This is a genomic window from Brevundimonas sp. SORGH_AS_0993 (genome assembly GCF_030818545.1).
Lineage (GTDB): Bacteria > Pseudomonadota > Alphaproteobacteria > Caulobacterales > Caulobacteraceae > Brevundimonas.
The window spans coordinates 765,368-778,911 of sequence record NZ_JAUTAH010000001.1 but is presented as its reverse complement, the minus strand read 5'-3'; the positions used below and the strand labels follow the sequence as shown (position 1 = coordinate 778,911).

Sequence of the window (13,544 nt, the reverse complement as noted above, 5' to 3'; positions counted from 1 at the left end):
TCGCCTTGACGGCGCGGCAGGGAAACGGGCATCGCTGAGGACAACTGGGAGCCTATGATGTCCGACGCCGTCCTGCCGAAGAACTCCACCGGCCGCGTGCTGTTCGCCAGCCTGATCGGCACGACGATCGAGTTCTTCGACTTCTACATCTACGCCACGGCGGCCGTGCTGGTGTTCCCGAAGCTGTTCTTTCCGGGCGGCGATCCGACCACGGCCCTGTTGTCGTCCTTCGCCACCTTCTCCATCGCCTTCTTCGCCCGGCCCGTCGGCGCCCTGGCGTTCGGACACTTCGGCGACCGGGTGGGACGCAAGGCCACGCTGGTCGCGGCCCTGATGACCATGGGCCTGTCGACCGTGGCCATCGGTCTGTTGCCGACACATCAGCAGGTGGGCCTGTTGGCGCCCCTGCTGCTGGCCCTGTGCCGGTTCGGCCAGGGGCTGGGCCTGGGCGGCGAATGGGGCGGGGCCGTGCTGCTGGCGACCGAGAATGCGCCCGAGGGCAAGAAGGCCTGGTTCGGCATGTTCCCACAGCTGGGCGCGCCGATCGGCTTCATCCTGTCCACCACCTCCTTCATCGTGCTGACGGCGACCATGCCCGAGGCCGCTTTCGAGACCTGGGGCTGGCGCATTCCCTTCATCGCCAGCGCGCTGCTGGTCTTCGTCGGCCTTTGGGTGCGGCTGAAGATCACCGAGACGCCCGAGTTCCAGAAGGTCGCCGACCGCCACGAACAGGAAAAGGCGCCGGCCGCCGCCCTGTTCGCCCACCACAAGGCGGCGCTGGTCCTGGGCGCGCTCGGCGGCGTCACGACCTTCACCCTCTTCTATCTGATGACGGTCTTCGCCCTGGGCTGGGCCACGACCGGCATGGGGCTGAATCGCGCCGATGTTCTGCCTGTCCAACTGATCGGCGTGCTGTTCTTCGCCGCCTTTATCCCGGTGACGGCCCTGCTGGCGGACAGGTTCGGGCAGATTCGGGTGATGATCTGGTCCACGGTCGGCATCGGCCTGTTCGGCGCCCTGTTCCAGCCGCTGTTCGCCCTGGGTCTGAGCGGCCTGTTGATCTTCTTCGCCTTGGGGTTCGCCCTGATGGGCTGCACCTACGGCCCCATCGGCACGGCCATGGCGCGGCCGTTCCCGACCACGGTGCGCTACACCGGCGCGTCGATGGCCTTCAATGTGGCGGGCATCCTGGGCGCGTCGCTTGCGCCCTTCGTGGCGATGAAGCTGGCCAGGACTTTCGGGCCGGCGGCGGTCGGCGCCTATCTGGCCGTCGCCGCCGTGATCACCATTCTGGCCCTGTGGGGCCTGGGCCGCGTCGCCCCGGAAAAGCGGCCCTGAAAGGCGAGCCTAGAGGTCGTCCGTCGCGGCATAGACCATGACGCCCGTGGCGATGGCCAGGTTCAGGCTGTCGGCCCGGCCGCGCATCGGGATCTTCACATTGACGTTGCAGGCGGCGGCCAGGGCGTCGGTCAAGCCGGCCTGCTCGTTGCCCATCAGGATCAGGGCCGGCTTCTTCATTTCGGCCGAGCGGTGGCTGACCTGGGCGTCCAGACGAGTGCCGACGACGCTGCCGGGCCAGGTCTTGCGCCAGGTCAGGAAGGCTTCGGGGCTGGTCCGGGTGATAGAGACGGCGAAGACCGAGCCCATGGTCGCGCGCACCGCCTCGACCGAATAGGGATCGACGCAGTCGCCGATCAGGATCACCCCGCCGCAGCCGGCCGCGTCGGCGGTGCGGATGATGGTGCCCAGATTGCCGGGATCGCGCACCTGCTCCAAGGCGACCCAGCAGGGCGCCGAGGACGGGTTCAGTCTGTCCAGCGGGGCATAGGCCTGTTCGAATACGCCCAGCACCGTCTGCGGATTGTCCCGGCGGCTGATCTTTTCAAGGATGGGGTGGGTGACGACCACGATCTCGCCGCCCGCCTTGACCGTTTCGGCCTTGGCGCGATCCAGAATCGGGTGAGGGCGGGCGTCCTGCCCGACCAGCAGCAGGCGCGGCGCGCGGCCCTGATCCAGCGCCTCGCCGATGAACTTCAGACCCTCGGCCAGAAAGGTTCCGGTCGCCTCGCGTTCTTTGCGCATATGCAGAGCGCGCACGGCCTTGACCGTGTCGTTGGTCAGGGAGGTGATGACTCGCTCGGTCATTGGCTCCACCGCGCGAAGAAGGACAGGCCGATGGCCCGCGCGTCCGGCCCGTCCTCTGACAGCGCCAGTTCGCCCCAGTCGATGCGTCCGCCGCGATTCCTGGTCGCATCGGCCATCAGATGCGCCAGCGACAGGCCGGAAATTCGCGCGGCATAGGCGTTCAGCAGCAGGAAGTCGGCGTCGTCCGCCAGCAGGGCTGCGCAGTCCTTCAAGAGGCCGGGCATGTCCTCGAACAGCCGCCAGACCTCTCCGGTCGGGCCGCGCCCGTATTTCGGCGGATCCAGGATGATCCCCTGATATTTCGAGCCGCGTCGCACCTCGCGCGCCACATATTTGCGGGCGTCCTCGACGATCCAGCGGATCGGGCGGTCGCTCAGGCCGGACTGTTCGGCGTTCTCCCGCGCATAGGCGACGGATTTCTTGGAGGCGTCGACGTGGGTCACTTCCGCGCCCGCCGCCGTCGCCGCCAAGCTGGCCACGCCGGTATAGCCGAACAGGTTCAGGATGCGCGGCGCGGCGCCCGTATCGGTGGACGCCTTGCGGATGCGGCCGTCCAGCCAATCCCAGTTGGCCGCCTGCTCGGGAAAGAAGGCCAGGTGCCGGAAGGGGGTGAAGCGTCCGGTGAACTTCACGTCGCGCCATTTCAGGGGAAAGGCGTCGATGGGGCCGTGTTTGTCGAAACGCCAGCGGCCGGAATCCTCTTCCTCCTGCTGCGGATCGAACAGGGCGTTGGCGACCTCGAAGGCGGCGGGATCGCGCGGCGACCAGAAACACTGAGGTTCGGGGCGCACGACCGTATAGCGGCCATAGCGTTCCAGCTTCTTGCCATCGCCCGAGTCCAGCAGGGCGTAGTCGGACCAGCCGCGGGTCACGAGCGTTTCGGGAGTGGGAGAGAGGACAGGCGACATTGGCCCGCTGATAGGCGCTCAGGCGGCCTCGCGTCCAGACTTGGCCTTCATCAGGACCGGGGGCGCAATTCGATCGGGCATGTCCTCGTCTCGATCATGGGGCGTCTTGTCCCAGACGTGCGGCTCCATCACCAACCGCCACAGGGCGTGAACAAAGGCTAGGCTGAGCAGGGCCCAATAGGCTGGCGCGGCCAGCATGTCGGTCAGGCGGTAGTTCAGCCCCGCGCGACGCGCGCCGATGGCGCAGGTCGTCCAGGAGGCGACGACCCCGATCATCAGCACGGCGATGGCGCCGACCGGCGCCTCGGGCCGCACGCCTGCGCTGAGCCCGATCAGCACGGCCGAAGCCAGCCAGGCCAGGGTCGGCGCATGGGCGGCGGCCGAAATGATCGCGGCGCCCAGGGTCATCGCCAGGGCCAGCAGACCTCGTCCCCTCAGGTCGGCCGGGCGGCGCGTGTGGACGCCCCAGGTCTGCATATAGCCCTTGATCCAGCGGGTCCGTTGCGGAAGCCAGCGGTCGATGCCGCCCGGCGGCGTCTCTTGCGTCGGCGGGGCGACGAGGCCCAGGGTCCAGCCTCTGGACCACAGCCGAAAGCCCAGGTCGGCGTCCTCGGTCACATTGTAGGCGTCCCATCCGCCGACGGCGCGCAATGCCTCCATCCGTACATGATTGCTGGTGCCGCCCAGGGGGAAGGGCAGGCCCAACCGCGCCATGCCGGGAAGCATCACCTCGAACAGGGCGGCGTATTCGAAGGCGAACTGCCGATCCAGAAAGCCGGAGCCGCCGCCTCTGCGCGGACGAATTCGCAAGGGCGCCTGCAGACAGCCCAGGCGGGGTTCGGCGGCGAACCGCGCCGCCGCGGCCCTCAGCTGATCCGGATCGGGCCGATCCTCGGCGTCGTAGATCGTGACCAGATCGCCGGTCGCCCGCGTCAGGGCGTGGTTCAGGGCGCGGGGCTTGGTCAAGGGATGGCCCGGCGGCGCGACGACTACTTTCAGCCAGTCCGGCTTGGGCGTCGCCTCGGCGGCGGCGAGGGTGGCGTGGTCGTGCGCCTCCAGAACCAGAAACCCTTCCAGCCGATGCGCCGCATAGTCCAGCCGGGCCAGGCTGGCGATCAACTGCGGCGTGACGGCCGCCTCGTCATGCAGGGCCGCCAGCACCGTATAGCGGGGCCATTCCGTTGGCGGAGGGGTTGTTGCGACGCGCTTCAGACTGGCGACGGCGACCGTCGCGCGCCACAAGGCGGAGATCGCGAAGGCGCTCTGCAAGGCCAAAATCAGACCGGCCACGGTGCGCGACGGAGACAGGGCGAAGCCGGCGGCCGGCGCCGCCAGAACCAGACTCCAGCTCAGGATCTGGCCCAGGGTCGGAGAGCGCCGCGCGGCGCCGCGCGGTCGCTCGATCTTCGCCGCCTTGGTCATGTCCGCCCCCGCGTTGCCCACAACCGTGGATTATTATTTGCACCAACCGCGTTCGGCAAGACGGTTGGCGTCCGGCCGCCAGAGCCGCTATCAGGGCGGATCAATCCGGAGTCGCGCTGTTGTCCGCCGTCCCCTCATCGTCGCGTTCAAGTCGCAAGGCCAAGGGCGAAGGCCATTCTCGGCGCGGGGAAATCCTGTCCGCCGCCGAACGCATCTTCGTGGAGCGCGGCTACGAGGGCGCCACCATCCGCAAGATCGCGGACGAGGTGGGCCTGTCGTCCACGGCCCTCTACATGCATTTCGCCGACAAGGGAGAAATCCTGCAGGAAATCTGCCGCGACGCCTTCGCCCGCTTGATCGAGGCGACCGAACGGTTGGCGACCCTGGACATGCCGCCGGATCAGCGCGCCCGGCGCCTGGTGGAGGCCTATATCGCCTTCGGCTTCGACAATCCGAACGCCTATCGGCTGATCTATCTGACCCGGCCGACCGAGGCGCGCGAGGGCGCCCAAGGCATGGCGCAGGAACTGGGCCAGGATCTGTTCGTCGGTCTGCAGGCGACGGTGGCCGAAGCGGTGGAGAGCGGGCGGATGCAGGGCGATCCGGCGACCGTCGCCCAGCTGATCTGGGCCAACGCCCATGGCCTGGTCTCGCTGATGATCACCAAACCCTATTTTCCATGGGCCGCCCGCCGGGCTCTGGTCGACGCCTCGCTGGACGCGCTGTTTCGAGGGCTGCGGACCTCGTGATTCGTTCGGCCGCCCTTGGTTTGGCCGCCGCCGTTCTGGCGGGAGAGGCGGCGCAGGCCGTGCCGCTGCGGGTGATGGCCCTGGATCAGTGCGCCGATCAATATGTGCTGGCCCTGGCGCCCGATGCGGACCTGGCCCTGTCGCCGCGCGCGGACGATCCCGACTCCTGGATGCGGCATGAGGCGGCGGGCCGGCGGCGTGTGCGTCCGACGCTGGAGGCGGCGGTCGGTGTGCGACCCCAGGTCGTGGTGCGCTATTGGGGCGGCGATCCGCGCCTGCTGGAGGCGCTGAAGCAGCGCGGCGCGCGGGTCGTGACCATAGAAGACGCCGTCGATCTGTACGGGGTGCGCGCCAACATCCGGACCGTGGCGCAAGGTCTGGGCCAGGTCGAACGCGGCCGGCGTCTGATCGCGCAAATGGATGCGCGTCTGGATAAGGTGAAGCCGCCTTCGCGTCCCGCGCCCCAGGCGGTCTATCTGACGGCGGGCGGGTTCACGGCCGGGCCAGGAACGTTGGTCGACGCCATGCTGAGGGCGGCGGGTTTCCGCAACCAGACCACGCCCCCCGGATTCGGCGCCGTCAGCGTGGAGCGGATCGCCCTTGGTTCGCCGATGCGTTTTGTCTTGGGTTTCTTCGATCAGGTCCGGGCGGACTGGCGCGGGCCGGGGCGTCATCCGGTCGTGCGCCGCGTCGCCCAGGGACGCACCGCGGCCCGCCTGCCGGCGGCCGTCCTGACCTGCCCGGCCTGGTTCGCCGCCGATGGGGTCGCGATGATCGCCGGTGGCCGAAAGGACAGCGGGTCATGAGTCCCACGCTTCGGCTGTGGTTGGTCCTGAGCCTCGCCATCGTCGCCGCTCTGACGGCGGCGGTGCTGATCGGCGAAACGGCCTTCGATCCCGGCCAGTACGCGGCCGCCTTTGACGACCCGACGTCCGGTCCGGCCGAGGTGCTGTGGCAGGTGCGCGCGCCGCGCGCCATCTGCGCCCTGGGGGTGGGGGCGGCGCTAGGACTGGCCGGGGCGGTGATGCAGGGGCTGTTGCGCAACCCCTTGGCCGATCCGGGCGTCCTGGGCGTGTCGGCCACGGCGGCCTTGGGCGCGGCCCTGGCCATCGTCCTGGGCGGGGCGGGGACGCCGGGCGTGGTCGAGGTTTCGGCCCTGATCGGCGCAGGGCTGGCGGGCGCCCTGCTGATCGTCGCCTCCAGCCTGGTGCGCGCGCCCGAGGCGTTGATCCTGTTCGGGGTGGCCCTGTCCAGTTTCGCGGGGGCGGCGACCGCCCTGATCTTCAACCTGTCGCCTTCGCCCATCGCCCAGGCCGAGGTCATGGCCTGGCTGCTGGGGTCGGTCCAGAACCGCAGCTGGATCGACGTGGCCTGGGTAGCGCCGGCGGTCGGGATCGCCGCCGTCTTCGCCGCCCTGTCGGCCCAGGGCCTGCGGATGCTGACCCTGGGCGAAGAGAGCGCCGCGACCTCGGGCCTGTCGATGGGCCGACTGCGCGCCTTGGCCCTGATCGCGGCGGCGGTGGCGACCGGGGCGGCGGTGGCGGTCGCGGGCGTGATCGGTTTCGTCGGCCTGGCCGCGCCGCATCTGGTGCGGGCTGCCGTGCGGGGCGATCCGGGACGCATCCTGGGGCCCTCGGCCCTGGCCGGCGGACTGATGCTGGTCACGGCCGACCTTCTGGCGCGGGTCACGCCCACGGATCAGGAGCTGAAGCTGGGCGTCTTCACCGCCCTGATCGGCGCGCCCCTGTTCGCCCTGATCGCCTGGCGCGCGGCGCGGGAGTGGCGGCTGTGAGCCTGCTGTCGATGAAGGGCGTCCATGCCCGGCTGGCCGCCAAGCCTGTGCTGCAGGCCGTCGATCTGTCGGTCGCGCCAGGCCAGGTCGTGGCCCTGTGCGGGCCGAACGGGGCGGGCAAGAGCAGCGCCATCCGTGCGGCGGCCGGTCTTCTGGCCGTTCACGCCGGCGAGGTGCGCCTGGGCCAAGATCGGCTGGATCGGTTGGCGTATCGGGATCGGGCTGCACGTCTGGCCTATCTGCCTCAGGAACGCCGCATCGCCTGGAACCTGCCGGCGGTGGAGGTGGCGGCCCTGGGCGCGCCATTCCTGTCAGGAGCGGCGGCTCTGGTTCGGGCGCGGGCGGCGCTGGACGAGGTCGGGGTCGGCCGTCTGGCGGATCGCGGCGTGGCCGACATGTCGGGGGGCGAGCGGGCGCGGGTGCTGCTGGCGCGGGCGCTGACGGCCGATGCGTCGTTGTTGCTGGCGGACGAACCGATCGCGGGCCTGGATGCAGATGCGCAGCGACTGGTGCTGGAACGGCTGCGGGCCCGGGCCGACGCCGGGGCGGGCGTTCTGGTCAGCCTGCACGACCTCGCCCTGGCCGCCGCCGCCGCCGACCGGGTCGTGGTGATGGATCGGGGACGGGTGATCGCGGACGCCCCGCCGATGCAGGCCCTGTCGCCCGCGGTGCTGCGACAGGTCTTCGGCCTGGACGGGGTGTGGGTCGAGGGACGGGACGGGCCGTTGTTGGCGGCCCGCCGCGCTCAGTAGGCCGCGTAGGGCCGCGCGCCCGTCGCCGTGCCGCGCGCGATGTCGGCCGAAGGGGTGAGGGGCGCCGAACCGTCGTTCAGCCGCGCCTTGTACACCGCCATATTCTCCATCACCCGCATCATATAGTTGCGCGTCTCGGTGAAGGGCGCGCATTCGACGAAGTCGAGGGCGGCGTTGGCGTCGCCGCGCGGGTCGCCGCACCGCGCGATCCACTGGCTGGGCCGCGCCGGACCGGCATTGTAGCCCACCGTCGCCAGCAGCATGGAGCCGTTGTTGGCCGCTATCAGCTCGCCCAGATGATAGCTGCCCAGGGTCATGTTGTAATCGGGGTCCCACAGTTGTTCGGCCGAGAAGCTCATGCCCAGCCGACGCGCCACGCCCGAGGCGGTGGATGGCAGGAACTGCATCATGCCGCGCGCGTCGGCGCCGGAGCGGGCGCGGGGGTCGAAGCTGGACTCCTGGCGCGTAATGGCCTGGGTGAACTCCAGAGGCGCGGCGCCGGCGACCTGGGGCGGGATGCGGACCGGATACATCCGCTCGGGCATGACGAAGCCGCGCTGGCTGGCGGCGCGGCCGACCATCATGGCGGTGAAACCCTCGCCATAGCCGCGCGACAGGTCCATCAGCAGGGCCAGTTCCTCGATCCCCGGCAGGTCGTTGTCCAGCTGATAGGCGAAGACGCGCAGCAGAGTCATTTCGCCGGTTTCGCCCAGGATGCGGGTGGCGCGGACCAGTTCGTTGGCCTCGAACCGTGCGACATCCTGCGGCGTCGGGGCCGGTTCGCCCGGCAGCTGCAGGGTCGTCACGCCCGCCTTTTCGGCCGATAACTGTCCGTAGAAGGTCTGCCAGTGGCGCGCGCCGTTGCGGTAATAGGTCTGCGCCGCCTCGCGCTCGCCCCGCGCCTCGGCCGCCCGGCCCAGCCAGTAGAAGGCCCGACCCTGGGTGATCGGGGTGGAGGAGGCGGTCCGCAGCGCCTCGAAATGCCGGGCCGCGACCTCGGGCTGGTTCAGCTTGGTCAAGGCCAGCCAGCCGGCGAAGAATTCGGCGTCCACCATCCGGTCGCCCGAGGCGAAGCCGTGGCCGTTCATGGCGTCATAGGCCGCGCGCCAGTTCCCTTGCTGCAGGGCGTCCAGGAAATAGTTGCGGCGCTCGCTCCACAGGGTGTTGTCGCCTGTGGCGTGTCCCGGCGCAGAGGGCAGGGCGGCCAACAGGGGGAAGGCCTCGGACTGCCGGTTCTGCGAGCGCAGGATGCGGACCCGTTCCAGCACCACGGCCGGGTCGTTGGCCTGGGCCGGCGTCAGGCCGGCCACCACCGCATCGGGGCTGTAGGCTGTTCGCAGCGCCATCACCGCATTGGCGACGGCCGCGCGCTCGGGCGAGACCAGATTGATCATGGCGCGGGTCGCCGGGCCGTGCTGGCCCAGCAGCAGCAGGTTCAGCCGGGTCTCGTGATCGGCCGGGCTCAGCCAGCCGCTCCAGCGCGAAAGGATGCGCGACTGCGGCGCCTCGTCGAATGATCGGGTGCGCCACCAGTCGCGGATCAGGGCGCGGGCCTCGTCGCGCCGTCCCCGCTGTTCCAGCGCGGAAGCGTAGGCGATCGCCCCGTCGATCATGCTCGGCGGGCCGTCGGCGAACAGGGCCAGCGCCGCGTCCGGCCCGGCGCCCGAACGATCCAGCGCCCTCTCGGTCGCGGCCCGACGCGATTCGGCGCGGGGCCATCCGGCTAGGTCGCGGTGGGCGCGGGCCAGGTCGGCATAGGACAGTTGCTCGCCCGAGGTGTCGATCAGGGCCCATTCCACCAGCTTGCGGGCGGCCGGATCGCCGATCTGGGCCATGGCCGACCGGGCGGCGCCGACATCGCGCGCGCGCGCAGCCGCCAGGCCCTGGCGAAACAGCGCCGTGTCCTGATCGTTCAGCACGCGCGGCTGAGGCGTCGCGCCATAACCGGGAACTGAGGCGACCGAGGCGTAGGGAACAGGTTGGCCGGGAACCCCGTCCTGCGGATTGGGCGCAAGGATGGCGAGGGCCGCAGCCAAACTGGTCGCTAACATGATGTGTCCTGTTCCCATTCAATCCGGTTGCGGCGGAGCCGTCGGCGACCTAACGTCCCGCGCTCACTTCAAAGGCGAGGGACAATCGTCCGTCGTCCCTCCCACGCAGGCCCAAGTTAGTCTCATGACCGCCCCCTTGTTCAAGGGCGTGATCACCGCCCTGATCACACCACTTCGTGACGGAAACGTGGACGAAGCCGCATTCGCCAAACTGCTTGAGCGTCAGATCGCCGCAGGGGTTCACGGCGTCGTCCCGATGGGCACGACGGGCGAGGGCGCCAGCATGGATCTGGACGAGCACAAACATGTCATCGAGCTGTGCGTGCGCCTGACGGCGGGCCGTGTCCGCGTCATCGCCGGCACGGGTTCGCCCTACACCAAGGAAGCCATCGACCTGACGCGCCACGCCAAGGCGGTGGGCGCCGATGGGGCGCTGATCGTCACCCCCTATTATATCCGGCCGTCCCAAGCCGGCATGGCGGCGCATTTCGAGACCGTGGCCGACGCCGTCCAACTGCCGATCCTGCTCTACAATGTGCCGGGACGGACGGGGTCCGACCTGGCCAATGAGACGGTGGCGCGCCTGGCCGCCCATCCGAACATCGTCGGCATCAAGGACGCGACCGGCGACATGGGCCGCGTCGCCTGGATGCGGGCCAATATCGGCGGCCAGTTCGACCTGATCTCGGGCGATGATTCCAGCTATCTGGGCTATCACGCCTGCGGCGGCGTGGGCTTGATCTCTGTGGCCTCCAATGTCGCGCCCGAGGCCATGGTGGCCCTTCACAATGCGGCCCAGGCCGGCGACTACGCCGCTGCGCGCGATTGGCAGGATCGGTTGATCGGCCTGTCCAAGGCCCTGTTTCTGGACAATTCGCCGGCGCCGACCAAATACGCCCTGGCCAAGCTGGGCCTATGCGCGGAAGAGGCCCGCCTGCCGCTGTCGCCGACGTCGGAGGCGGTCAAGCCGCTGATCGACAGCGCGATGGCGGATGCGGGCGTGGGCTGATGGCGTCCGAAAAACCAAAGACCAAGGTGATTGCGGAGAATCGTCGGGCCAGGTTCGACTATTTCCTGGAGGATTTCGTCGAGGCCGGCATCCAGTTGCTGGGCACCGAGATCAAGGCCCTGCGCGACGGGCGGGCCAATATCGCCGAAAGCTATGTGTCGCCCGAGGGGCGCGACCTGGTCCTGATCAACGCCGACATCCCGCCGTACAAACAGGCCAACCGCTTCAACCACGAACCGCGCCGCCCGCGCCGCCTGCTGCTGCACAGAAAGCAGATCGACCGTATGATCGGCGCGGTCCAGCGAGACGGCCAGACCATCATCCCCGTGCGCCTGTATCTGAACGAGGCGGGCAAGGCGAAGATCGAGATCGCCATGGCCAAGGGCAAGAAGCTGCACGACAAGCGCGAAGCCTCGGCGGAGCGGGACTGGCAGCGCGACAAGGCCCGGCTGCTGCGCGACAAGGGCTGATAAGGGACGGCTGATTAGGGGCGGCGGCGTCAGGCGTCGATCAGCGTCCGCGCCCGCGCGAACACCGCCTCGAACATCTCGGGCGTAAGGCGGCCGGTGTTCGTGTTCAGCCGCGAGCAGTGATAGCTGTTCAGGATGACATAGCTTCCGGCTTCGCCCTCCGCCCCATGCCCGGCCGGCATGGCGGACGCCGGCCGTCCGAAGGCTTTCAGTATGTTGCGGCGGGACACGTCGCCCAGGGTCACGATCACCTTCAGGTTCGGCAGCAGCTTCAGCCGGTCGATCAGGAAGGGGCGGCAGGTCGTCTCCTCGATCGGCAGCGGCTTGTTGCCCGGTGGGGCGCAGCGCACGGCGTTGGTGATCATGCAATCGATCAGGGTCAAGTCGTCCTGCCCGTTCGGATCATAGGTTCCCCGGGCGAACCCGGCCTTCCTCAGGGTGTCGTACAGCAGCCACCCCGCATGGTCGCCGGTGAAGGGGCGCCCGGTGCGATTGGCGCCGGTGCGTCCCGGCGCAAGACCCGCGATCAACAGCCGCGCGTCCGGATCACCGAAAGAGGCGGCCGGGCCGTTCCACCAGTCGGGGTTCTGGCGCGCGTTCTCTCGCCGATACTCGACCAGGCGCGGGCACAGCGGGCAGTCGCGGGGCGGCTCGGGCGTCAGGTTCATTGCGCGGCCTTCGGGCGGCCGAAGTCGGCCATAAGGTCGTTCAGGTCCAGGAAGGCGTCGGCCTGGCGGCGCAATTCGTCGGCGATGTGCGGCGGCTGGGTCTTCTGGGTCGAAATCACCGTGACCCGCACCCCCTTGGCCTGAACCGCCTGCACCACGCGGCGGAAATCGCCGTCGCCGGAAAACAGGACGGCATGGTCGATGTGCGGGGCCAACTCCAGCATGTCCACCGCGATCTCGATGTCCATATTGCCCTTGATCCGGCTGTGGCCCGCCCCGTCCATGAACCGCTTGACCGGCTTGGTCACGACCGAAAAGCCGTTGTAGTCCAGCCAGTCGACCAGGGGCTTCACCGGCGAGAATTCTTCGCCCTCGACGATGGCCGTGTAATAATAGGCCCGTGTCAGCAGGGACCGGCTGCGGAACCAGTCCAGCATCCGGCGGAAATCCATGTCGTGCTGCAACGCGCGCGCGGCGGAATAGAGGTTGGAGCCGTCGATGAAGATCGCCAGCCGGTCGGGGGGATGAAACATGGTCGAGACCGCAAAAAGGAATGATCGAAATGGCGTCCGACCGGCCGACGCCTCCCAATCGGGAATCGATGCGCCTGTCGATCTGGACCAGGCTGTCATCGTGGCCCTGGGCTGCAATGACAAGGGGGCCTGGTCATCCTGCCGCGAGGCGCTGGAGGCGGCGGTCGCCCGTTTCCGCAGCGAGGGGGTCGACGTTCTGGCCCGGTCGTCCTGGTGGTCGTCCCTGGCCTGGCCGGACCCGCAGGATCCGCCCTTCCTGAACGGCGTGGCCCTGGTCCGCACCGATCACGATCCCCACGCCCTGATGGCGGCCCTGGGCCGCATCGAGGACGCCTTCGGCCGCCAGCGGTCCGTTCGCAACGCCCCGCGCACCCTGGACCTGGACCTGGTCGCCTATGGGCGGCTGAGCGGCGATCTGGAGGGGTTGATCCTGCCGCATCCGCGCGCGGCCGAGCGCAAGTTCGTCATGGGGCCGCTGGCGGAAATCCTGCCGGATTGGCGCCATCCCCACGGCGGCCGCGCCGCAGACCTGGCCGCCACGGCGGCGGTCGGGCGTGACGCCCATCCGGTGTGACGCCTAACTTCCGCCCCTGTGGCGTTGCAAAACTTAGTCTCCATCTGTATTTGACGCGGTTCTCCCCCGCGTTCGAGGAATTTCATGGCCCGCGTCACCGTCGAAGACTGTATCGAGAAGGTTCCGAACCGCTTCGGCCTGGTTCTGCTGGCCGGACACCGCGCCCGCAGCATCGCCAACGGCGCCGCCCTGACGCTGGACCGCGACAACGACAAGAATCCGGTCGTCGCCCTGCGCGAAATCGCCGAGGACACGGTCGTTCCGGACGAACTGCGCGAGACCATCATCACTACCCTGCAGCGCGTCGATGAGCGCACCGAGGCCGAGGACGAGGCCGAGGTCGTGGCCCTGCTGGCCGAGCCGCAGCACATGAACATGGCCGAAGCCGAACTGATCCGCGCGCTGCAAAGCGACCGCGACGGCGGCCAGGAGGAGCGCTACTGACTCCCGAGGGGGCCCCAGGCGTCACTA

General features: G+C 69.3%; 15 protein-coding genes. 9 read left to right on the top strand and 6 right to left on the bottom strand.

Going from position 1 to position 13,544, the window contains the following annotated elements; genetic code table 11:
- The first annotated feature begins 57 nt into the window (after window positions 1-57).
- Window positions 58-1,338: an MFS transporter gene (locus QE389_RS03900; RefSeq protein WP_307364780.1), complete on the top strand. Its 1,281-nt coding sequence runs from the start codon at window positions 58-60 to the stop codon at window positions 1,336-1,338.
- A gap of 9 nt (window positions 1,339-1,347) precedes the next feature.
- On the opposite strand, the gene QE389_RS03895 is transcribed toward QE389_RS03900, so the two are convergent.
- The 3 genes from QE389_RS03895 to QE389_RS03885 are packed head-to-tail and all read right to left on the bottom strand — an operon-like array spanning window position 1,348 to window position 4,475.
- Complete coding sequence (locus tag QE389_RS03895) at window positions 1,348-2,145, bottom strand: RNA methyltransferase (RefSeq protein ID WP_307364779.1); 798 nt, start codon at window positions 2,143-2,145, stop codon at window positions 1,348-1,350.
- Window positions 2,142-3,053, bottom strand: a complete 912-nt coding sequence (locus tag QE389_RS03890; RefSeq protein WP_307364778.1) for a class I SAM-dependent methyltransferase — start codon at window positions 3,051-3,053, stop codon at window positions 2,142-2,144. Before QE389_RS03890 ends, QE389_RS03895 begins: the two co-directional genes overlap by 4 nt.
- 18 nt (window positions 3,054-3,071) lie before the next feature.
- Window positions 3,072-4,475, bottom strand: coding sequence for a glycosyltransferase family 2 protein (locus tag QE389_RS03885; RefSeq protein WP_307364777.1), 1,404 nt, complete (start codon window positions 4,473-4,475; stop codon window positions 3,072-3,074).
- A 119-nt stretch (window positions 4,476-4,594) separates the two neighbouring features.
- On the opposite strand from QE389_RS03885, the gene QE389_RS03880 reads away from it, so the two are divergent.
- From QE389_RS03880 to QE389_RS03865, 4 genes are read left to right on the top strand one after another with little or no spacing between them, the layout of a single operon-like run.
- Complete coding sequence (locus QE389_RS03880) at window positions 4,595-5,224, top strand: TetR/AcrR family transcriptional regulator (protein WP_307364776.1); 630 nt, start codon at window positions 4,595-4,597, stop codon at window positions 5,222-5,224.
- Window positions 5,221-6,030 (top strand): ABC transporter substrate-binding protein, encoded by an 810-nt coding sequence (locus tag QE389_RS03875; RefSeq protein ID WP_307364775.1) that lies wholly within the window; start codon window positions 5,221-5,223, stop codon window positions 6,028-6,030. Before QE389_RS03880 ends, QE389_RS03875 begins: the two co-directional genes overlap by 4 nt.
- Window positions 6,027-7,016 (top strand): iron ABC transporter permease, encoded by a 990-nt coding sequence (locus QE389_RS03870; RefSeq protein WP_307364774.1) that lies wholly within the window; start codon window positions 6,027-6,029, stop codon window positions 7,014-7,016. The genes QE389_RS03875 and QE389_RS03870 overlap by 4 nt, the downstream gene beginning before the upstream one ends.
- Complete coding sequence (locus QE389_RS03865; protein WP_307364773.1) at window positions 7,013-7,768, top strand: ABC transporter ATP-binding protein; 756 nt, start codon at window positions 7,013-7,015, stop codon at window positions 7,766-7,768. Before QE389_RS03870 ends, QE389_RS03865 begins: the two co-directional genes overlap by 4 nt.
- On the opposite strand, the gene QE389_RS03860 is transcribed toward QE389_RS03865, so the two are convergent.
- Window positions 7,762-9,819 (bottom strand): lytic transglycosylase domain-containing protein, encoded by a 2,058-nt coding sequence (locus QE389_RS03860; RefSeq protein ID WP_307364772.1) that lies wholly within the window; start codon window positions 9,817-9,819, stop codon window positions 7,762-7,764. The genes QE389_RS03865 and QE389_RS03860 overlap by 7 nt on opposite strands.
- Before the next feature lie 124 nt (window positions 9,820-9,943).
- Between QE389_RS03860 and dapA the strand changes: the two genes are divergently transcribed.
- Window positions 9,944-10,828 (top strand): 4-hydroxy-tetrahydrodipicolinate synthase, encoded by an 885-nt coding sequence (gene dapA / locus QE389_RS03855; protein ID WP_307364771.1) that lies wholly within the window; start codon window positions 9,944-9,946, stop codon window positions 10,826-10,828.
- Window positions 10,828-11,298 (top strand): SsrA-binding protein SmpB, encoded by a 471-nt coding sequence (gene smpB, locus QE389_RS03850; RefSeq protein WP_307364770.1) that lies wholly within the window; start codon window positions 10,828-10,830, stop codon window positions 11,296-11,298. The genes dapA and smpB overlap by 1 nt, the downstream gene beginning before the upstream one ends.
- A gap of 29 nt (window positions 11,299-11,327) precedes the next feature.
- Here the strand turns inward: smpB and QE389_RS03845 are convergent, their stop codons facing one another.
- On the bottom strand, window positions 11,328-11,966 hold the full coding sequence (locus QE389_RS03845; protein WP_307364769.1) for a uracil-DNA glycosylase: 639 nt from the start codon (window positions 11,964-11,966) through the stop codon (window positions 11,328-11,330).
- Window positions 11,963-12,499: an NYN domain-containing protein gene (locus QE389_RS03840; protein ID WP_307364768.1), complete on the bottom strand. Its 537-nt coding sequence runs from the start codon at window positions 12,497-12,499 to the stop codon at window positions 11,963-11,965. Before QE389_RS03840 ends, QE389_RS03845 begins: the two co-directional genes overlap by 4 nt.
- Here QE389_RS03840 and folK point away from each other — a divergent pair.
- Window positions 12,498-13,073 (top strand): 2-amino-4-hydroxy-6-hydroxymethyldihydropteridine diphosphokinase, encoded by a 576-nt coding sequence (gene folK / locus QE389_RS03835; protein WP_307364767.1) that lies wholly within the window; start codon window positions 12,498-12,500, stop codon window positions 13,071-13,073. The genes QE389_RS03840 and folK overlap by 2 nt on opposite strands.
- Window positions 13,074-13,157: 84 nt before the next feature.
- On the top strand, window positions 13,158-13,517 hold the full coding sequence (rpoZ, locus tag QE389_RS03830; RefSeq protein ID WP_292087126.1) for a DNA-directed RNA polymerase subunit omega: 360 nt from the start codon (window positions 13,158-13,160) through the stop codon (window positions 13,515-13,517).
- Window positions 13,518-13,544 lie beyond the last annotated feature (27 nt).